15 protein-coding genes and 1 tRNA gene are annotated in these 19,912 nt (G+C 66.9%); 10 read left to right on the top strand and 6 right to left on the bottom strand.

Features of this window, described 5'->3' with window-relative positions; all coding sequences use genetic code 11:
• Window positions 1-15: 15 nt before the first annotated feature.
• Window positions 16-1,059, bottom strand: coding sequence for an Mrp/NBP35 family ATP-binding protein (locus D1409_RS11440; RefSeq protein WP_123537126.1), 1,044 nt, complete (start codon window positions 1,057-1,059; stop codon window positions 16-18).
• Window positions 1,060-1,230: 171 nt separating this feature from the next.
• Between D1409_RS11440 and D1409_RS11435 the strand changes: the two genes are divergently transcribed.
• The 7 genes from D1409_RS11435 (at window position 1,231) to D1409_RS11410 (ending at window position 8,045) form a co-directional block, all read left to right on the top strand.
• Window positions 1,231-2,460, top strand: a complete 1,230-nt coding sequence (locus D1409_RS11435; RefSeq protein ID WP_123537125.1) for a PKD domain-containing protein — start codon at window positions 1,231-1,233, stop codon at window positions 2,458-2,460.
• Between the two features lie 21 nt (window positions 2,461-2,481).
• Complete coding sequence (locus D1409_RS24505) at window positions 2,482-3,294, top strand: hypothetical protein (protein ID WP_164471653.1); 813 nt, start codon at window positions 2,482-2,484, stop codon at window positions 3,292-3,294.
• 97 nt (window positions 3,295-3,391) lie between these two features.
• Window positions 3,392-4,384 carry a 2-phospho-L-lactate transferase gene (gene cofD, locus D1409_RS11430; protein WP_123537124.1) on the top strand — a complete coding sequence of 331 codons (993 nt, stop codon included), beginning with the start codon at window positions 3,392-3,394 and terminating at the stop codon, window positions 4,382-4,384.
• Window positions 4,381-5,229, top strand: a complete 849-nt coding sequence (locus tag D1409_RS11425; RefSeq protein ID WP_123537123.1) for a tRNA-dihydrouridine synthase — start codon at window positions 4,381-4,383, stop codon at window positions 5,227-5,229. Before cofD ends, D1409_RS11425 begins: the two co-directional genes overlap by 4 nt.
• Complete coding sequence (locus tag D1409_RS11420; protein WP_123537122.1) at window positions 5,226-6,065, top strand: triphosphoribosyl-dephospho-CoA synthase; 840 nt, start codon at window positions 5,226-5,228, stop codon at window positions 6,063-6,065. Before D1409_RS11425 ends, D1409_RS11420 begins: the two co-directional genes overlap by 4 nt.
• Window positions 6,062-6,658: a DUF447 domain-containing protein gene (locus D1409_RS11415; RefSeq protein WP_123537121.1), complete on the top strand. Its 597-nt coding sequence runs from the start codon at window positions 6,062-6,064 to the stop codon at window positions 6,656-6,658. Before D1409_RS11420 ends, D1409_RS11415 begins: the two co-directional genes overlap by 4 nt.
• A gap of 430 nt (window positions 6,659-7,088) precedes the next feature.
• Window positions 7,089-8,045 carry an AAA family ATPase gene (locus D1409_RS11410; RefSeq protein WP_123537120.1) on the top strand — a complete coding sequence of 319 codons (957 nt, stop codon included), beginning with the start codon at window positions 7,089-7,091 and terminating at the stop codon, window positions 8,043-8,045.
• A 55-nt stretch (window positions 8,046-8,100) separates the two neighbouring features.
• On the opposite strand, the gene D1409_RS11405 is transcribed toward D1409_RS11410, so the two are convergent.
• The 4 genes from D1409_RS11405 to D1409_RS11390 are packed head-to-tail and all read right to left on the bottom strand — an operon-like array spanning window position 8,101 to window position 14,768.
• Window positions 8,101-9,780, bottom strand: a complete 1,680-nt coding sequence (locus D1409_RS11405) for a DUF7519 family protein (RefSeq protein ID WP_123537119.1) — start codon at window positions 9,778-9,780, stop codon at window positions 8,101-8,103.
• Window positions 9,773-11,245, bottom strand: a complete 1,473-nt coding sequence (locus D1409_RS11400) for a DUF58 domain-containing protein (protein ID WP_123537118.1) — start codon at window positions 11,243-11,245, stop codon at window positions 9,773-9,775. Before D1409_RS11400 ends, D1409_RS11405 begins: the two co-directional genes overlap by 8 nt.
• Entirely contained in the window at window positions 11,242-11,907 is a 666-nt protein-coding gene (locus D1409_RS11395) for a DUF7269 family protein (RefSeq protein WP_123537117.1), read from the bottom strand. Before D1409_RS11395 ends, D1409_RS11400 begins: the two co-directional genes overlap by 4 nt.
• Window positions 11,907-14,768, bottom strand: coding sequence for a transglutaminase domain-containing protein (locus D1409_RS11390; protein ID WP_123537116.1), 2,862 nt, complete (start codon window positions 14,766-14,768; stop codon window positions 11,907-11,909). The genes D1409_RS11395 and D1409_RS11390 overlap by 1 nt, the downstream gene beginning before the upstream one ends.
• A 433-nt stretch (window positions 14,769-15,201) precedes the next feature.
• On the opposite strand from D1409_RS11390, the gene D1409_RS11385 reads away from it, so the two are divergent.
• The 3 genes from D1409_RS11385 (at window position 15,202) to D1409_RS11375 (ending at window position 17,352) form a co-directional block, all read left to right on the top strand.
• Window positions 15,202-15,275 (top strand) — tRNA-Phe (locus tag D1409_RS11385).
• 244 nt (window positions 15,276-15,519) lie between these two features.
• Window positions 15,520-16,476, top strand: a complete 957-nt coding sequence (locus D1409_RS11380) for a winged helix-turn-helix transcriptional regulator (RefSeq protein ID WP_123537115.1) — start codon at window positions 15,520-15,522, stop codon at window positions 16,474-16,476.
• Window positions 16,477-17,352, top strand: a complete 876-nt coding sequence (locus D1409_RS11375) for a hypothetical protein (RefSeq protein ID WP_123537114.1) — start codon at window positions 16,477-16,479, stop codon at window positions 17,350-17,352.
• 375 nt (window positions 17,353-17,727) lie between these two features.
• Here the strand turns inward: D1409_RS11375 and D1409_RS11370 are convergent, their stop codons facing one another.
• Window positions 17,728-19,905 (bottom strand): Eco57I restriction-modification methylase domain-containing protein, encoded by a 2,178-nt coding sequence (locus D1409_RS11370; protein WP_235853546.1) that lies wholly within the window; start codon window positions 19,903-19,905, stop codon window positions 17,728-17,730.
• Between the last annotated feature and the right edge of the window lie 7 nt (window positions 19,906-19,912).

The raw sequence follows: 19,912 nt of genomic DNA, 5'->3' as shown, positions 1-19,912 counted from the left end.
CGGCGACAGTCCCGCTCAGCGAGAGTTCGAGTGGCGCCGACGGTGGACGATCCCCTGATTGTTCGCGGTGTTCCTGACGAACGAGCGCAGCGCCTCGCCCGTCTCGCTGTCCTCGTCCAGCACCATCGGTTCGCCGGTGTCGCCGCCCTCTCGGACCGCGGGGTCGAGTGGGATGTCGCCGAGGAACGGCATCTGTACGTCCTCGGCGAACGCCTCGCCGCCGCCCTCTCCGAAGATGGCGTGGTCGCTCCCGCAGTCGGGACAGCGGAAGGAACTCATGTTCTCGACGATACCCAGCACGGGCGTCTCGTGCTCGCCGAACATCTCCAGCCCCTTCCGCGCGTCGTCGATAGCGACCTCCTGAGGCGTCGTCACGATGACCGCGCCGGTGACGGGGACGCTCTGGAGGAGGGTCAACTGCGTGTCGCCGGTCCCCGGCGGCAGGTCGACGACCATGTAGTCGAGGCCACCCCACTCGACGTCCTCCCAGAGCTGGGTGAGCACCTTGTGGACCATCGGTCCGCGCCAGATGACCGGGTCGTCCTCCCCCAGCAGAAAGTCCATGCTCATCAGCTTCATGCCGTACTTTTCGGGCGGGACGAGCGTCTCCTCCGGCGTCGCCTGCGGCTGCTGGTCGGCGTCGAGCATCCGCGGCACGTTCGGGCCGTACACGTCGGCGTCGAACAGTCCGACCCGAGCGCCCAGTTGCGCCAGCCCCGCGGCGAGGTTCACCGCGACGGTGCTCTTGCCGACCCCACCCTTCCCCGAAGCGACGGCGATGACATTCTCGACGCCCGGCAGGACCGACTCCTCGGCGACGAGTCCGCTCTCGACGTCGGCTTCGAGTTCGACGGACCGTTCGAGGTCCGAGAGCGCCTCCCTGACCTTCCCGGCGATGTCCGTCTCGGTCGGCGAGTACGGTGCGCCCAGCGCCAGCGAGACGCGCACTTCGTCGTCGGTCAGTTCGACCGAGTTGACCAGCCCCAGCGAGACGATATCGTCTCCGAGATCCGGGTCCTCGACCGTCCCGAGCAGGTCGAGCACGTCGTCTTCGTCCATACCTTCGTCTCCGTCGCTCCCGGCGAAAAGGATTGTGGAGGTGGATCGCGGGTTCGACGGCGACTGTCGGTCGCTGACGCCGACCGCGGCCAGCCCCGCTCACTCTGGACAGCGAGACGTTCAGAACCACGAACATTTATAGGCGAGAGCGAGCCAGTCCCTCTTACGAGCATGTCGAGGGGGAGACAGGGGGGCCTCGCGACGGCGGCGAGTCTCGCGCTCGTCGTGAGCGCGATGCTGTCGGGGGTACCCGTCGGAGAAGCGATTGCAGCGGGCGACAACGACGCGCCGCTGGCGGACGCGGGACTGGACCAGACGGTCAGTGCCAACACGACCGTGCATCTGGACGCGACCGGCTCTCGCGACCCAGACGGGGAGATCCGCACCTACGCGTGGCGCCTGGAACAACCGGATGGCAACTACACGGCGCCGGCCTGCCAGACCTGCGGCCAAACGTCGTTCGTCGCCACCCAGACCGGGACGTACAACGCGACGATCACCGTCACCGACGACGAAGGCGCGACCCGGACGGATACGCTCCACGTCCACGTCGAACCGTCTGATGGCCCCTCTGTATCGCTCTCAGGGCCGAAGGACGTCGTCGAGGGGCGCTTCGCCGACTATTCGGCGAGCGTTTCCGCCGGTGCGACGGAACTGGCCGCGGTCGTCTGGCGCGTCGACGGCCAGTTCGAGAATCGGACGGCCGTCGCCGGCGCGAGCGCGACTACCAATCATTCGGAGGTGTTCACCAGCGATGGGACCGTCACCATCGCCGTGACAGCGGTCGACCGCCTGGGCCGCCAGCGAACGGCCCGAACGAACGTGACGGTGACTGCAGCGTCGCCGGTCAGTAGCGGCGCGGCCGCCAGTAGTGGCGAGGGATGCTCGCAGTTCGGCGAAGACGACGGGACCTACTGTGACAACGACCGAATGACCCTCGACAGCAACGGGATCACCATCTCCGACGCCGACAACGACGGGTCGGTTGAGTGGGCCGGCGTGACGCTCGACGAAGCGTTCGCTGCAAACAACGACGGCGTCACGTACGACTCGACGGACGGCGTCGCCAAGTTCGAGAGTCAGGAGGCGTACAAAGAAGCGGTCGGCGTCGATACTGTGAACGTCGACCCAACTGCTGAGGTAAACGAGAACGGTACTCTAGAGGACGGAATCCAAAGCCTTGCCCATGTGGCGACAATGTCGGATAGCTCGAACGACACTCCCAGTGAGGACGAAGGAGCGGGCCCCACCAGCTTCTTGGACATCGCTGGATTGGGTGGTTCCGATACAGGGGGTAGCGACGACAGTGGGGACGATAGTAGCGAAAGTGACGGAACTAACACAAACACTCAGAGCGGTCGCGTCCCTCCCAGTAATGGATCCCCCGGGACGGGGTTCTGAGTATCTACGGAGACAGTACAAATGCACAAAGAGAGACCATGGGCGAACGAGCGGGCAGTCAGTAGTGTTGTCGTCCTCGCGGCGGCGGTCGTTCTCATTTTCAGTATCGTCGCCGCATCTGTCGTTCTCTCAGGAGTGGATATCACACCAAGTGAGTCTCGAACGGGCCCTGAGACAACCACCCAGACGGAACATCCGGTTTCGACAGTTGTGCCCACGACAGTCAAGACGATCACTCACACAGCGACGACGACAGTTCCAACTCCGAGCCCGACAGTATCACCCACGGCGACCGCGATCCCGACACCAACTTCGGTTCCGGCAGAGTCACCGACGCCGACTCTAACTGCGACTCCAATAGGAGGTCCGAACGGCGAATTTGACGAGTTCGTCAGTGTGGTACTCGGAGAAGCGGGAGTGGACGCTGAGGTACCGTTGAGACTTCGAGGGTCAAGTATCGTGAAAGACGATGTGATGTTCCTCGTAGTAAATCTGACTGCACGATCGGAGAACGACGTCCGTCGAGCTAAAGAAGTGAACACACTCGTCACGTCGGGGTACGCACAAGCAGTTGCCCACTACGACAACGGGAATATCGACGGAAAAATCCCGAAAAAATTGCGGATTGCGGAGGTTAATAATACGGGGGCGACTCCGAAGACGCTTCACGTGAACACGTCACTGACCCGTGAGTACTACACTGGACAGATCGAGCCGACAGAGTTCACCGAGCGGTACTGGAACACAGAGCGGAATCAGACGGCAAAAGAGAAACGATTCACTCGGGAACTGGACAAGAGGGCTGGGAATGGCACAATATCAAATGAGGAGTGAAAATCACTAGTCCGATTATTGAATACGATGGTGTCGAGTTCATCGATGTGGCGGCCGGGACGCAAAGTTTTAGCCCGGGGTCACCCGTAGCCGGGGTATGGTGACGTTTCTGTCCGGCGGGACGGGCACGCCGAAGCTCCTGTCGGGCGCCGACGCAGTGTTCGAGCCCCGGGAGACGACCGTCGTCGGGAACACCGGCGACGACGTGGAACTCGGCGGCCACCTCGTCTGCCCGGACGTGGACACCGTTCTCTATCTCCGCGGCGGGCGCCTCGACCGCGAGCTGTGGTGGGGTATCGCCGACGACTCCGCGACCACTCACGAGGAACTCGTCTCGCTGGCCGACTCGGCCGGGCTCGAACCCGGTCCCCGATACCTCGACGACGACCGCCAGACCGCGGGGCGGGAGATCGCCCGCTGGCGCCGCTTCTCCGGTGTCGGCGAGTTCATGCACATCGGCGACGCCGACCGCGCCGTCCATCTCACGCGGACGAGTCTGATCGACGAGGGCCACACGCTCACGGAAGCGACGCGGACGCTCGCCGACGCCTTCGGGCTGACCGTCGACCTGCTGCCGATGAGCGACGACCCGGTGGCGACCATCGTCCACACCGCCGAGGGACCGATGCACTTCCAGGAGTTCTGGGTCGCCCGCGGCGGCGAACCAACCATCGAGAGCGTCGAGTTCCGCGGCGCCGGCGACGCGAGCGCGACGCCGGCCGTGCTCGACGCGCTCTCCGACCCCGTCGTGATCGGGCCGTCGAACCCGATCACGAGCCTCGGGCCGATGCTCGCGCTCGACGGCGTGGCCGACGCGCTGGCCGAGACGCCGGTCGTCGCCGTCTCGCCGTTCGTCGAAGACACCGTCTTCTCCGGCCCGGCCGACGACCTGCTGGAAGCCGAAGGGTACGAGGCCAGCACGGCCGGCGTCGACGAAGCGTACCCCTTCGCCGACGCGTTCGTCCTCGACGAGGACGACGGTACCGACCTCGACCGACCAGTCGTCCGCACCGACACGCGGATGGACGACGAGGAGGACGCGACCCGTGTCGCGCGGGCCGTCGCGGACGCGCTGGAGGCAGTCGAATGACCGCGGACGGGAGTGAGAGCCTCTTCGAACCCCGGCTCGCGCTCGCGAGCCTGAGCGGCGAAGCCGACGCCGAGTGGGCGCGGGCCGCCGACGAGTTCGCCGGCGCGGCCTTCCTCGGCGGAATCGCGCTCGACGAGCCCACCAGGGCGGCCGCCCGCGAGATGCTCGACCGGGACCGCGAGGAGTTCCTCCCCGACGATCCGCTCGCGTTCGTCGACGATCAGCTGGCCGCCCTCACCGACGCGCCCCTGCGGTCGGCGTACAACGTCCGTGCGAGCGAACCGGGCCCCATCCGAGAGGCCGCCACCGTCTGCGCCGACCACGGGGCGATCCTCGAAATCAACGCCCACTGCCGACAGGACGAGATGTGTGCCGCCGGCGCCGGCGAATCGCTCTTGCGGGATCCCGACCGGCTCGCCGAGTACGTCCGCGCCGCCGCCGAGACCGGTGCGACGGTGAGCGTCAAAATCAGGACCGAACTCCCCGGCGTCGACCTGCCCGCCGTCGCCACCCGTCTCGACGACGCTGGCGCGGACATGCTCCACGTCGACGCGATGGATTCGGAGGCGGTGGTGGGCGACGTGGTCGCGGCGACCGACGCGTTCGTCGTCGCCAACAACGGCGTCCGCGACGGAGCGACGGCCCGCGAGTACCTCGACTACGGCGCCGACGCCGTCAGCGTCGGCCGGCCGAGCGACGACCCGCGCGTCCTCCGCAGGGTCCGAAACGCGGTAGACGAGTGGTTCGACGGGAGCGGTGGCAACGGCGACGGCCGCGACGAGAGTCGACGCGGCGCGCCCGCGGTCGAGCCGAGAGCAACCGGGCCCGGAGGGTCCGAGTCGTGAGGAGCACCGCGCAGAACGCCGAACTCGCGCTCCTGCTGGAGGTCACCGGGACGCCGAAGCCCGGAAACGTCGACCGCCACCGGGAGTACCCGGACCTGCGGTTCGAGCACTTCCTCGCCGGCGCCGTCGGGGCGCGACCCGGACTCGAACGGGCCGCGGCAGGCGACCCGCTCGGCGAGTCGTTCCTGCACGCTATCGATGGGATGAGCGACCAGCGCGGCGGGAACACGCAATTCGGCGCGGTCCTCCTCCAGGTCCCGCTGGTCGTCGCCGCGGGTGACGACGAGCGGGCGCTCTCGCCCGACCGCGCCTCGGCCGTCGTCGAGGGGACGACCGTCGCCGACGCGGCGAACTTCTACCGGGCGTTCGAGGCGGTCGACGTGGCCGTCGACGACCCGCCCGAGGGCATGGAACCGCTGGACGTGCGCCGCGGGAGCGACGCCGTCCCCGTACTGGCGGAGCGCGAACTGACTCTGCAGGATATCATGGAGCGCTCCGCCGACCGCGACGGCGTCGCTCGCGAGTGGGTGGAGGGGTTCGAGCGGAGTTTCGCGGCCGCCGAGTCGATCCAGTCGGGGGACGGACCGGTCGCCGACCGCGCCGCCCGGACGTTCCTCGAACTACTCGCGAGCGAGGGCGACACGTTCGTCGCGACGAAGCACGACCGGGCGACCGCGGAGGCGGTCACCGAGCGGGCACAGGCGGCACTGGACGGTGAGATCGACCCGGAGGCGCTCGCCGAGGAGTTCGTCGACGAGGGTATCAACCCCGGCACGACCGCCGATATCGTCGCGGCCGGACTGTTCGTCGCGCTGGAGCGCGGGATGGACGTATGAGCGGTGATTCCGAGCAAGAGGCCAGCGGGGAGTGGCCCGTGACCCTCTCGGGAGTGACCGAATCCGTCGTCACCACGCTCGGCCCGAACGACCGCTGGAACGTCGCCGCGCTCGGCCTCCACGCCGGCGACCCCGTCACGGCGAAGACGTACGGCCGGACGCGCACCTGGCGGAACTTCCGCGAGCGCGGCGGCGGCTACGTCCAGTTCACGCGCGACCCCGTCGACTTCGTCGAGGCCGCGCTCGCGATCCGCGAGGAGGACGACGCCGTTCTCGACAGCGCCGACGCCTGGGTCGAAGTGGAGGTCGAGCGTGCCGGGAGTTCCCACGAGGGAGACACAGAGATCGTCACCTGGGACCTCGAACCGGTCGACAGCGGCGTCGAACGGCGGGTCGTTCCCACGACGAATCGCGGGTTCTACGCAGTGGTGGAGGCGACCGTGGCCGCTTCGCGACTCGACGTGGCCGGGTTCGACCGGCAGGAGTTGCTGGAGCGGCTGGCGTACTTCGAGGGCGTCGTCGAATCCTGCGGCGGCGAGCGCGAGCGTATCGCGTTCGACCGGCTCGACGACCTGGTCGACGCAGAGTGGTAGTGGACCGTCGAGTCGACGCTCGATACACGTAGACCTGACCGCGAACGCAGACGCTCGTGGTACTACGAACAGCGTGAAAGCCCCGACCCGTTCGACCGTCCGGGCCTCGCTGCGCGCACTCACTCCGTTCACGTGCTTGCTTCGTCCGGGCCGGGTCGAACGGGTCGCCCCTTTCATTCCCACCCGCATCGGCTGTGTGATCAGTCTGTGTGGGCGGGAATGAAAGGGGCCGTGCTCTGCGGGAACCCGGCCGACACAAGCACTGCAACGAGCGTAGCGAGTGAAGCGCGCAGCGAGGCCCGGGACCGCAGAGCACGGGGGCTTTCACGCTGTTAGCGGGCTCGTTCGACTCAGCGGCTGCAGTGACTCTCGTCGACTCGTCAGATCCAGAGGCCGAAAACATTTGGTCGGGCCGTCCCGGAACGCGAGTATGGATTACGACGAGGCCGGGGCCACCTGTCGGCGGATTCTCGACGCCGTCGGCGAGGCGGTCATCGCCGAGGACCGCTTCCTGGAGAGCGTCCTGACGGGCGTGCTCGCACAGGGGCACGTGCTGCTCGAGGACGTCCCCGGGACGGGGAAGACGCTGACCGCACACTCATTCGCCAGCGCGCTGGACCTGTCCTTCTCGCGCGTCCAGTTCACGCCCGACCTGCTCCCCTCCGACATCACCGGTTCGAACGTCTACAACGAGGGGTCCGGGGAGTTCGAGTTCGTCCCCGGGCCGGTGTTCGCGAACGTCGTGCTGGCCGACGAGATCAACCGCGCGCCGCCGAAGACGCAGGCCGCGCTGCTGGAGGCGATGGGGGAGGGACAGGTGACGGTCGACGGCGAGACCACCGCGCTCCCTGACCCCTTCTTCGTCATCGCGACGCAGAACCCGATCGAACAGGAGGGCACGTTCGGCCTGCCCGAGGCACAGCGCGACCGGTTCGTGTTCAAACTCGCGATGGGGTATCCGGGCTACGACGACGAGCGGACGCTCATCGACCGCCGCGCCGACCGCACGTCGCAGTCGCCGAGCGTCGACCCGGTGGTCGACCTCGAGACGGTGCGGGCGCTCCAGGCGGTGCCCGAGACCGTCTCCGTGGACGGGAAACTGCGGGACTACGTGGTGGAACTCGGCCGGGCGACGCGCGAAGACGACCGCGTCGACGTGGGCGTCTCGCCCCGCGGCGTCCAGCGACTCTTCGAGGCCGCGCGGGCCGCGGCCGTCATCGAGGGGCGAGGGTACGTCGTCCCCGAGGACGTCCGGCGCGTCGTCCACCCGACGTTCGCACACCGACTCGTGCTGACGACGGAGGCGAGCGTCCGCGGCGCCGACCCGGCGTCCGTCGTCGACGACGTGCTCGACAGCGTGGCCGTGCCGGCCGTCGACGAACGGTAGGCTCACGGGCACAGGGCGGAGCGGCGGAGCGACCGAGTGAGGGCTGACAGACCCCTCACCGGAGCGCGACGACGAGGAGGAGCAGGCCGGCGACGACGACGGCGAGGGCGAAGGGAATCGTAGTCACGTCCGTGAGCGTCGCTGCCGTGGAGACTCGGTGGACCGCGACCGCGCCGAGCGCACCGAGCGCGCCGACTGCGACGGAGGCGCCGACGTGGACGAACTCCGGGCCGGTGGTGTCGGCGCTCGGACCGATCTCACGGCCGAGCGTGGCGCCGAACTCGCCGGCGTCCCAGACGACGATGCTGGCGACGAGGCCGCCGAGGACGAGCGGTGCGCCGACGCCCGCACCGGCGGCGAAGGCGGCGGCGACGAACGTCCCGGCGGCGGCCAGCGCCGGCGCGGGCGCCGTCTCCGGGAGCGCGCCGACCGCCGACACCAGCGCGAGAGTGAGCGAGAGCAGAGCGGTCATCCCGACGAGCATCGCGGCGACGGTGACGACGACCGCGAGCGACCCGTAGAACTCGACGATCGCGCCGGACTGGCGGGAGAACGCGGTCGCGAACTCCCCGGGGAGGGCGGCCGTGACGAACTCCAGCGTCGGCGGGAGGACGGCCCCGTGAAGCGCGACGGCGAGCGCGACGACCGTCGCGCCACCGAGGAACGGCGTCAGCGCGAGCGCCACGTCCCGCGCCTCCGTCCGAACCGTTCGGCGGAGCAGGACGGTCGTCGCGACCGCGCCGCCGCCGAGGACGACGGCCCCGACGAGCAGGAGACGGAGGACGCCGCTGGCGGTCACTGCGGTGAGGAGCCCGTACACCGGCGGCGTGACGAGCGCTCGCAGGTCCGCGGGCTGGACGACGACTTCGACCAGCGTCACCGGGAGAACGAACGCGGTGACGACGGCGATCCGCCGAGCGGCGGCACGAACGGATTCGAGCGCTCGCTCGACGCGGTCGTCCGTTCGCGGCGTCGACAGCTCTTCAGCGGGGAGCGACCGGACGCCGCGAGCGACCGCTACCGCGGCCGCCCCGAGGAGCAGCGAGAAGGTGAGCAGATGCGTGCGCCCGGGGACCGGCGAGAGGAAGGCGTCGAGTACGCCGCCGAGCGCGTCGGCGGGCCCGCCGAGCACCGGCGTGTCGCCGGTCTCGCCGAGTCGGTCGAGGAGCGTCGACAGCAACACGAGCGCGGCGACCAGCAGCGGGACGACGAACGTCTTCACCGTGAGCTTCGCGTGTGCCCACGCTCGCTCCGGGTGGAGAGCGTCCGACAGCGTCGAGAGAGCGCCGACCGCGGCGACGGTCCCGCCGAGGACGACGAGCGACGCGCTGACGATCCTGAGTCCGCGCGGCCGGATCTGGTCGATCGACGCGACGGGGAACAGCGACGCGACGAGGGCGAGGAACGTGTAGCCGACCGCGAACGCGAAGCCCGCGCCGACGAACAGCGCGAGCACGCCGGCAGTCGTCGTCGCCAGCGTGCGCCACCGGTCGCGACCGACGAGCCACAGGCTCCCGGCGAACGCCGCCGCGTCGACCACCGCGACCACGACCGACAGCGTCGGCCCCACCTGCGCCATCAACGCGACCGCGGCCACCATCGACACCACGAGGACTATCGCAGCGCTCACTCGCGACGGGCGCTCGAACGCGGACGCTCCCGCGGTAGCGTCGCTCTTCGCGAGCGGACTGGACGGGCGCTCGTCCGCCTCGCCCTGGGCCGGTCGGTCAGTCATGGGGCCCCCCGGACAGGTTCGAGAGCGCCGCGGAGAGTGCGACCTCGATCGACTCCGTGCGGTCCCAGTCGACGGCCGTCGCGCCGGTCGCGGACAGGTCGGCGAGGCGGACGTCGCGTTCGCGCGCCACGACCGTCCCGCCGATGGAGTCCGAGCCGGTCCCGTCGGGACTGAGGACGGTCACCGGGTAGTCGCGCCGGCGGAGCCGCCGGACGAACGAGACGGGCCAGTCGTCGAGCAGCGGCGTCACGAAGAGGACGCGTGCCGTCCCCGGGAACTGCGAGAGCAGCATCCGAACGTCGTCGGCGCCGCCGTCCGGCGCGGGCGCCTCCGGGGGACTCGCCGCCCCGGCGGGCGCCGGCTCCGACGCGCCCTGTCCATCGGCAGTCGCACCCGTGCCCGTCGGTCGCCCTCGTCCACCGACCGAGGGAGCGTCGGTCGCCCGCCGCGTCCCGTCGCCCCGACCGCCGACGCCCGCCTCCCCGTCGGAGTCGTCGGCGACCTGTCGGACGGCCTCGAAGACGGTCCGTGCGACCGCCGTCGCGTTCGCGCGCTCGCCGTCGACCCAGGGCACTGGGCCGGCGCCGGTCGGTACCGAGGGGTCGGCCCCGTCGACGCCGAACGCCGCGAGGCTCGTCGTCACGTTCTCCTCGGCGAGCGTCTCGTAGATCCGCTCGCTCGCGTAGCCCGCGAGCGACGCCGCCGTCGGGGTCCCGGCACGGGGCCTGACTCGGCCGACCGGCCGGGCGTCGACGACCACGACCACCCGTATCGCCTGCTCTTCACGGAACGAGACGGTCGTCAGCTCCCCGGTCCTCGCGAAGCGCCGCCAGTGGATCCGGTTGATCGAGTCGCCCGGCCGGTACTCGCGAGTCGACCGGAATTCGAGGCCCTCGCCGCCGCTGTCGACGGGGTGTGTCCCCGTCCGCGCCGTCGTCACCGACCCGACGGGCGCGGCCGACACGGGGTCCAGCGAGGAGAGCGTCGTCTCGCCCGCCGCCGGAACCGTCTCCGTGACGACCCGGCCGGCCGAGAGCGGTCGCAGTCGCACGAGCGGGTCGGCGAACTGGAAGTCGCCGCGTCTGGCCACCACGTCGTACGTAACCGTCGCCGACTCGCCCGGTCGGAGCGCGAAGCAGCCCCGGGGCGTGCCCTCGACGACGGCCAGGTCGTCCGGGACACCGTCGACCACGCGGAGGTCCGGCAGCGTCGCGGCCGAGTCGTTCTCGACGGTGAGCCGGACCGTCACGGCCTCGCCGGGAGGCGGGGTCGCCGTCTCGAACGAGCGGTCGAACCTGACGGCCGCCTCCGGCGAAACCGTCGAGAGCGAGCCGTAGACGACGTACCCGAGCGGTATCACCGTCGCCGCCAGCAGGAGCGGCGACGCGTACAGCAGACCGAGCGCGACCAGCGTCGCCGCGGCGATGGCCCCGACCCGCCAGCGAGAGACGCGCTCGTAACTCACCGCTCTACACCCCCGTCCTCGCTCCCCGCGCCCAGCGTGTCCCCGAGCGCGTCGATCCCTTCGACGGTCCGCCGGATACGGCGCTCGCGTTCCGTCTCAGCGTCGAGCCACAGTCGAAGTCGCGACCAGATCGACGGGTAGGGGCCGTCGTCCTCCGAGAGGAACGCGGCCGCGGTCCGGTCGTCCGTCCACTCGCCGGCCGCGACGGCCCGGGACGCGGACTCACTGTCCCGTTCCGCGCGCGTGAAGCGCGCGACGGCGAGCGCCCGGAGGCGCTCGCGGACCTGTTCGAGCGCGCGCTCGTCTCCCGCACAGGCCCGCTCGACCGCGACGTCGAAGGCGTTCCCGGTCACCGTCCGGTCGGCCGCCGTCACCGACTCCGGCGGGTCGGCGACGACCCCGTCGAATCGCTCGCTGGCCGCCGCGTCGCCAGCGAGGAGTCGGGCGTCCGGTGACTGCAACACCGACCCGGCGAGGTAGAGCCCGACGGCGGCGCTTCCGAGGAAGAAGAGGTCGCGGGGCCCCACTCCCGAGGCAGCGCCGACGAGCGTCGCCAGCGGCTCCGTGTCCGCGACGAACGACGGCGCCACGACCGCGAGCGCGCCCAGCAGGGTCGCGAGAACGCCGACGGCGCCGACCGCGCCGCGGAGCGCCCCGCGCATCAATCACCACCCGCTCCCTGCTCTGCTCCGTTTTCTGACTCCGGTTCCGGTTCCGCCGAGCGGTCGCCGTCGTCACCGGCTTCGTCTCCGGGATTCTGTCCCGCCTCGCCGGCCGCTCGCTCGATACGGTCGATGGCCGCTTCGACCGCCGGAACGGAGTCGTCCGGCGACCGTGGCCCGTACTCGACGGCGCGGAACTCGTCCCGGAGCGTCGCGACCGCCCCCGCCGGCAGTCCGTCGGCGGCGACCGCGTGGTCGGCCAGCTGGCCCGGCGTCTTCGTCCACGGTCGCCCGACCGAGACGTGCCCGAGGAACTGCCCCCAGGCCTCCCGGATCGTCACGTGCGCCGCGTCGGACTCACCGGATTCCGCCCCCGGTTCGCCCGACTCGCCAGCAGCTGGACCGGACCGTCCGATTCCGTCCCGAAGGCGTGCCCGCCATGCCGCGATCCATCCACGGAACGCGTCTGCCGTATCCCCGTAGGAGCGCTCGCCCGTCACGAACGCGTGGAGGTGGTCGAGCGTCCGTTCCACCCGGACAGCCGCCGCGACGGCGAGGGTCACGAACGCGCGAACTATCCATCGGGTCAGCGCCTGTAGCACCGCCGCGAGCCGTCCTGGGAGCGCCCGCAATCCGACCGACTGACCGCCGAGGGCGACGGCTGCGCCCACCACCAGTCCGGCGGCGGCGACAGCGACGCCAGCGGCGTTGACCAGCGGGTTCGCGACCGTCGTCCGGGCCGTCTGACCGTCCACCGAGGCGGTGATCGACACCGACGACTCCAGCGGGATCCCCGCCCCGAGTGAACCATCGACGCCGGTCTCGCCGACCGGTTCACCGCCCACGCTGACGGGGACGCCCGCGACGGACTCGTTGCCCAGTCGGGCGGTGACCTCGACCGACGTACCGGCGACGGGCAGCGGCCACACCGGGTCCGCCGTCACGGCCAGCGAGTCGAGTCGGAGCGTCCGCTCGCCGGCGACCGGGTCGCGCACGACCGCGAGCGTCACGTTCCCCGTCGAGTCCGGGAGCGAGACCTGCGCTCGGCCTTCGTCGTTCGTCCGCGCGACCTGCTCGCCGTCGAGCGTCACGCTCGCGTTCCGGACCGGTACGCCGTCGACCGTCGCGCTGACGAGAACCGTCTCCCCGGTGCGGACGTCGCCGGAGACCGACAGCGACGCCTCCGTCTCGACCGCAAACGACCGCGTGGTGTTGTCGGCCCGGGCGTGGGCGAGCAGCACGCCAGCGTCGGGCGGCGGTACCGATTGTGGCATCGAGAGACTCGCCGCCCCGCCGTCCGGTGCCTCCGACGCTACCGTGCTCCCGCCGGTGACCGAGATCGTGAGATTTTCCGTGTAGGGCACTCGGGCGTCGACCGTCCCGTCACGGTCCGTCCGGCCCACGCCCCGTCCGTCGAACTCGACGAGCGCTCCCACGACCGGCTGGGCGCCCGCTCGCACAGTCACTTCGACGACCGCACCGGGCACCGCAGTCCGGTTCAGCGACACCTCGTAGGCGCTCGCCGGCTCCTGACCCGGCTCGGTCGGCGTTCGCGCCTCGCCGTCGTCACCCGGCCGTTCGGGCGTCGGCGGCGGCGTCGCAACCGGCCCGTCCTGGGTCGCGGCGTCGGTCCCGGAGTCCGTCTCGGTGCCGTTCTCCGCGTCCGGGTCGGGGGAGAACGTCTCCCCGGGGCTCCCGCTCTCCTGGGGCGCGTAGGTTCCGGGCGCGCCGCTGTCCTCGTAGGCCGCCTGTTCCTGCTGGAGGCGCTCGGACCCCGGCGTCGGGTCGAAGCGCACCCAGCCGACGTCCTCGAAGTACACCTCGACCCACGCGTGGGCGTTCATCCCCCGCACCTGGAAGGTGTTTGCCCCGACCTGCTGGCCCGTCGAATACCCGACGACGTAGCGGGCCGGAATCTCCTGTGAGCGCAGCATCGTCGTCATCGCCGTCGCGAAGTACTCGCAGTAGCCGGCGTCCATCTTCGTGACGAACTCGCGGGCGACGTTCTCCCCCGACGGCTCCGAGACGTTCAGCGAGTACTCCTTGTTCGTCTCCAGCCACTCCTCGATCCGGACCGCCGTCTCGTAGGGGTTGTCCGCCCCGTCGGTGACGTTGTTCGTGAACGGCCGGAGCGACACCGCGGTACTGGGCGGCAGCTCCGTGTATCTGCGCTCGATCGCGTCGGGATAGTCGCGCCCCGTCGCCCGCAGTAGCTCCGGGTCCCGCGGCGGTTTCCGGCTCACTCCGACGTAGCTCTCGCCCGCCGACAGCGACCCGTCGGCCCGCGCCAGTCCACCGTCGGTGAGTTCGAGTCCCTCGGCGTCGTCGAGACTCGTCGGCCGCCACACCGTCGGCGCCGACTGCGCCGACTGCGCGAGTTCCACCCTGTATCGCACCTGCTCGCCGTCGATCGGCGACGTGGCGTCGCTCGGCCCCGACCGCGACCACCCCTGGCCAGTGTACGTATCGTACGCACCCGTCCGCCAGTAACTGGACTCCTCGCTCCTCACCTGGAAGTGGACCGCCGTGTCCTGCGACCGGAACGGACTGCCGTCACCGTCGCCGATCGACCCGCCGACCGACGTCTCTTCCCCGACGTTCAGCGCGCCGAACCCGTTCCCGGCCCCCGCACCAGATCCGGCGGACCCGTCAGACCCGTCACCGGAACTCCCCTCCGCGCCGGGCGGGAGCGGCACCAGCGACTCCGCGGGCGCGTCTCCGAGCCCGACCGACGTCGCTGCGGGGACCAGCGCCGTCGCGAGGACCGCCGCGACCACGCAGGCCACCGCGAGCGCGACCGACCCGTACTCCCGGGTCGGGGCGTCGCCTGCGAACTCGAATCGCTCGTCGGCGTCGCTCACGGGTCAGACCGCGCAGTGGAGGCGGCGACGCGACACGGACCACTCCGAGCGATGCATTCACCGGTCCAAAGCCTGCCACGGACAAATACTTCGTGGTCAACCGCCCGGAATCGCGGGATATCGGCCGCACAGCGCGGACGACGGCCGCTTCGGACGTCGACACAGCAGAAAGGGCTTTGTGTCCCGGGGAGAGACCGGGTTGCATGATCGACGGCTCGACGTGTCCGAAGTGTAGCGGTACCGTCACTACCGAAGACGGGACGACGTACGTCTGTGGAGACTGTGGCGAGGAGTACGACGCCGCCGACCTCTTCCTCCCCTGAGCGCGCCCGAACGGCGCCGTAACGTGTGGTCAACGAACCGAACGCTCTGGGCGGGCTTTCGAAATCCTTTTTTCTCCCCTCCTCGCAGTCGGAGATGCGCACGACGGCGCGCCGCCTTAGCTCAGACTGGGAGAGCACTCGACTGAAGATCGAGCTGTCCCCGGTTCAAATCCGGGAGGCGGCATCATACTCACGGTTCAAATGCCCACGGAGCGGTGCGTGGGCGACCCCCTAGGATTTCCTCACGACCAATTCGTTAAACTCGACTCAGTACTCTTCGCATCCCGCGCGGATTCTCGTCTGTGTTCCAACTGAGAAGAGGCTGGAAGTCACAATCCTTCACCCGGGGGATTCCGACGGTATAGAGGCTGGTTGTAAACTAAAATGCGGAAACTCTTTTAACTGTTAAGACAATATAGTTTACAAGGATGCTTACGAAGGCCGGGCTCGCTATTCTAGACGTGCTGAGTTCCGGGGCGGACGCAACCGCACAAGAGCTGGCCGCAGAAACCGGGTATAGTCGCAAGCAGGTCTACCGCGTCGTTGACGACTTACTCGACAAAGGGGTACTGGACGAGTCCCGAGCGCAGCACAATCAGCGTGTCCTGCGCGCCTCTGATGATCCGATTGTCGAAGCGTACCGGGACCTGACATCGAACCTCGGGCACGTGGACTGGGCGGACCTCCTCTCACCGGCCACGATACAGGTCTGCTGGTACCTTGATGAACCACGCCGCATCACCACGATCGCTGACCGATTAGGAATTACGCGACAGGCTGTCCACAAGGCGTTATCCCCGTTGAAGAACCGAGCGATGCTCGCGCCCGCCGGCCCAGAGTACGCACTCGCCGACGACCTTCACCCCTTACTCGAATTCGCCAACACCGTCGTCAGGCATGGCCACCGCAACCGTGTTCGGCGACTCGCGCCCAGTGCCACAATTGCGTGGTGTGACCCGAAACGCGCGCTCGTCCAAGTACAAACCTCCGAAGACACGGAGAAACTCCAGAACGCCGACGACTGGGACGTGACTGGATTAGCGGAATTTCAAGCGCACGGCCTGCAGTTCTTCCTTGCAGGAGAACCCGCCTTCTGGTACGCGCCAGACGACGATCTCACCCTTGCAGACATCGTTTGCCATACACTCGTCCTCAACACTGACTCCCGACGCGTGAGCTACGCGATGCTGCTCATCGAACAGGAACGAATCGAACAGGAAACACTCACCGAGACTGCGACTTGGTACGGTCTGGACTCAATGATACCCCGGATGTATCGTCTCATAGACGAAGGCACTGACGCCGCCGATGAGATGGAGGCGGGAAGTCCCTTGCCGAGTGCTCAAGAATACGCGGCGCTGAAAGATCAGTATGGAGTCGTATAAATGACCGTCTTCAGCGGCGAGGAGGCCATCAAGACGTTTCTTGCCGAGTTTGACGAGTGGCTCTCAGAATCGGTGGACGTGTACCTCCTTGGCGGGTCTGCAATGACAGTTCGCGGGCTGAAAGACCAAACCGAAGATATCGACTTGGCCCTCGGCGTGCCAACCGAATTCGAACACGTCTATCACGCCCTTCAAGAACAAGGGTTTCAGGTGACGGGTGAGCCGACCGCGTCATTCGAAGGGGTTGGGAAAACGGTTGAGCTCTACCATCCCGACCGCGGGTTTCGGGTTGACTTGTTTGAGCAACAGGTTGTCGGGAAAGTCTGGATCACAGAGAGCATGCACGACCGGGCGGACGAGTTCTGGACAGGGGAGTATGCAACGGCGTACGTGCTCGCTGACGAGGATTTGTTCTTGTTGAAGGCAGTGTCCGGCGGTGACTTAGGGGCTGGCAGACGACGCGACATTGAGGATATGCGGACGTACGCGCAGCGTGGACTTGCCTACGAAGTGATCCTCAACGAGATTGAGGAACAGCGCCCGTTCAATACGGGGTCAATTGAAGCGACGCATATCCGTAATCAATCTCACCCGTTGTTTACTATCGAGGTGGCTGTACAGTCGCTTTCTGGGCTGCCATCCTCGTTTACGGATCGCGTGTCGGAGTTCGCAACCGAATTCGAAGTTGAGTACGGTATCTTGGAAGCGGTCGATGAGGGTCTTCGGAGTCCACGCGCGATCAGCGAACGTGTTCTTTCGAACGTCCGAGAGCTCTCCGTTGGCGACGAGGAGGCGGTGTCTGCTGGGATCGATCGTCTCGTCGAAAAGGAAATTCTTGACCGAGAAGGGGAGACTGTTCACCCCTCGTCCAACTAACTCGGTGCTTTCGAATCTCTCAGTGACGGCACTGGGATGAGGATGGCAAGCATTCGGCAGTACGTCTCTGGGTATGTACTTGTGTACGTCTCTATGTACGTACTTGTGTACGTCTCTATGTACGTACTTGTGTACATCCATGTGTACGTCCACAAGTACGTGAGTACGTACATTCTACCGAACGCCAGAATCCTCAGTGGATCTCGTGGTATTGCTTGTTCCAGAACATCCATACTCAGCCGCTATTGTGTCACCGACGCCATCATCGTAGGATTCGGGAAGTCCGATCCGGCTGAGAGTGGTATTTACCGCGACTCTCGTGAAGGAGCGTCGGGATCACCAAGCCAAGTATCTGAGTCAGAACCGAACGCTGAATCACAGGGTCTGCTGGAGTACAGCATCGATGCGATTAATGACGGACTCGCAATCATCGTCGCGCCGTGTGGTCTCTCGCAGCGTATCGAATAAGTCAGCAAGGTCAGTCGTCAACTCATCATCGATGTCGGTCACATCAATCACAGGCAGTTTTTTGAGAGCTCCCGGCCCCAATTTTTCCAAACCACCTTGCCGAGTCTGCGTGTAATTGGAAACGACGCGCTCGGCAACGCTACTATTCAAATACGCGAGCAACGCCTTCAGTTCCGTCTCGTTCAGCGTTACGTCGTAGAGTCCATCGAAATTGTGGATGTTTCGGGCCGGTGTCTCATTCAGCAGGAACGTGAATCCGTCTCCGCTCGCGTTTTGAATCAGAACCTGGGGAGAGTCTTGTCTCCTCGGCCGGTACCAGTACGGACGATCTTCGAACGTAGTCGTCTCTGATAGACCGTGCTTGCTAACGCCGTCACGCAGATATGCAAGCACATTCGCTACCCTGCCGGAGTCGTCGTCTGGTAGTACCGATGAGTCCTCAGCCATCTGCTCGGTAAATACGCGGATCGACTCCGGGATCTCTTGGATCAAGTCAGGATCGAACAACCACACGTCCTCACCGTTCCCTCGTAGTTCCTCCCAGTCTTCGTCACGGAAATCATACCCGTCGACGAGTCTTGGCCGCCGAATCAGCCGGGAAAGATGCTCGTTGGCTAATTCGAGGTCGTCAACGTCGGCCTGTGAGAGGCAGAAGAAATTGACTGCGCCAGTCGTCACGCCACGATGTACTGTGGCGAACTCGTCAAGGCGTCTGAAACTGCTCGTATCGATGTCCGTCGGGGTGAATAATGATTCCCAGTTCTTGACTGGATCGAGCTGTGTTTGTTGCACGCAGTTGATGAACCCCCAGTCGGTGCGCCCCGACTCACCCTCCTTGACTGCGTCACGAAGTTCATACCCGCTAACCGAGTCATCAACACGAATGAACCGCGTTTCGCCATCTGATTCATTCTCAGGTGTTGCTTCTAAGAATGTGATGAGGGCCGTCGTGTGAGCGTCCGGGAAGATTCGTTCACCAGCCGGGTTGAATTGGACGAACGCTTTGATCGAGAACACCTCTAGGAGGTACTGCTTGAGGGATTCTCCGTAACGTGTCGTGAGGAGGCTTTGCGGTGTGATGAAGGCTGCGCGATCCCCTGCAGAGAGGAACTGTCGTGCGTGGTAGATGAAATATGCATGGAGCGGTGAGCGTGCGCTGATTTCGCTCCCGATCGACTGTTCTATTTGCGTGTTGATTCGGTCTTTGTACGCTGCCGGGAGCGAATCGCCACTCGTGTAGGGAGGGTTGCAGATGATCGCGTCGACATCTCGCTGCAGGTCTGCTGGTGAGAGGTCGAGAAAATCAGTCGTACGCGGGTCGTGCGCCTGCCCGTACAGCGTGAGCGCGGTCGTCCCCATGAGGTTTGAGAGGGGACTCTTGTCAATGCCGTTAACGTGGGCTGGTTCTGCACTTACCTCCCACTGCGGGTGGAATGGGCTTGCTAGGACACCAGCTCCCATCCCGGGGTCAAGCACACTGTCATCGCCACCGGCTGCCCACGCCTGCATGAGCGTCCCGACGGATGGAGGCGTCCGGAATTGACCGAGTATCTGGCGGTCGTCGTTCGACGTCAGGTCTGCATAGAGCCGGCCGATGGCTTCAGCCGGCTCTCCCGACTCCAGCAACCAGTCCCGAGCATCGACGACCGGTTCGAGATCGGCGTCGTCAGCGAACCAGACAATCTCATCAAGAACGTACTCGCTGAACGCTGGATTCTCTGTCTGATCCGCTGCTCGTCGAAGTGCCTCTCGCGTATCGGTGGGCAGCGATGGCAGGTCGGCGTGCTGGTGGTGCCACTCGTAGAGTGTCGTCTTGAGAAACACGTTCAGAACAGCTTGCCGAGCGATGATCGTCCGAGTATGCGTCGTAGCCGGAGTATCAAGCCCGTGGAGTGCGCACCACTCCGTAACCTGATCCTGTAGGGACTCGGGCAGAGCAGAATCGATGGTCGCGGTAAGAGCGTCGGCTGCCGTCCGGAGCCTCTCTACAAGGGTTTCATGCGTGCTCTCGTCGAATCGGTCCGGAACAGGTTCCCAGTCACTGACGCTCAGTCTCTCAGTCCCGGTTGGAGTGATATGCGACACGACACTA

This window comes from Halosimplex salinum (assembly GCF_003730195.1).
In the GTDB taxonomy this organism is placed as follows: Archaea; Halobacteriota; Halobacteria; order Halobacteriales; family Haloarculaceae; genus Halosimplex; species Halosimplex salinum.
This window is presented reverse-complemented; position numbering and strand designations above follow the sequence as displayed.

Bases quoted from the DNA above. Each gene is read 5' to 3' on its own strand.
- D1409_RS11440 (WP_123537126.1), bottom strand. From the start codon at position 1,059: ATGGACGAAGACGACGTGCTCGACCTGCTCGGGACGGTCGAGGACCCG.
- D1409_RS11435 (WP_123537125.1), top strand. From the start codon at position 1,231: ATGTCGAGGGGGAGACAGGGGGGCCTCGCGACGGCGGCGAGTCTCGCG.
- D1409_RS24505 (WP_164471653.1), top strand. From the start codon at position 2,482: ATGCACAAAGAGAGACCATGGGCGAACGAGCGGGCAGTCAGTAGTGTT.
- cofD (WP_123537124.1), top strand. From the start codon at position 3,392: ATGGTGACGTTTCTGTCCGGCGGGACGGGCACGCCGAAGCTCCTGTCG.
- D1409_RS11425 (WP_123537123.1), top strand. From the start codon at position 4,381: ATGACCGCGGACGGGAGTGAGAGCCTCTTCGAACCCCGGCTCGCGCTC.
- D1409_RS11415 (WP_123537121.1), top strand. From the start codon at position 6,062: ATGAGCGGTGATTCCGAGCAAGAGGCCAGCGGGGAGTGGCCCGTGACC.
- D1409_RS11410 (WP_123537120.1), top strand. From the start codon at position 7,089: ATGGATTACGACGAGGCCGGGGCCACCTGTCGGCGGATTCTCGACGCC.
- D1409_RS11405 (WP_123537119.1), bottom strand. From the start codon at position 9,780: ATGACTGACCGACCGGCCCAGGGCGAGGCGGACGAGCGCCCGTCCAGT.
- D1409_RS11395 (WP_123537117.1), bottom strand. From the start codon at position 11,907: ATGCGCGGGGCGCTCCGCGGCGCGGTCGGCGCCGTCGGCGTTCTCGCG.
- D1409_RS11380 (WP_123537115.1), top strand. From the start codon at position 15,520: ATGCTTACGAAGGCCGGGCTCGCTATTCTAGACGTGCTGAGTTCCGGG.
- D1409_RS11375 (WP_123537114.1), top strand. From the start codon at position 16,477: ATGACCGTCTTCAGCGGCGAGGAGGCCATCAAGACGTTTCTTGCCGAG.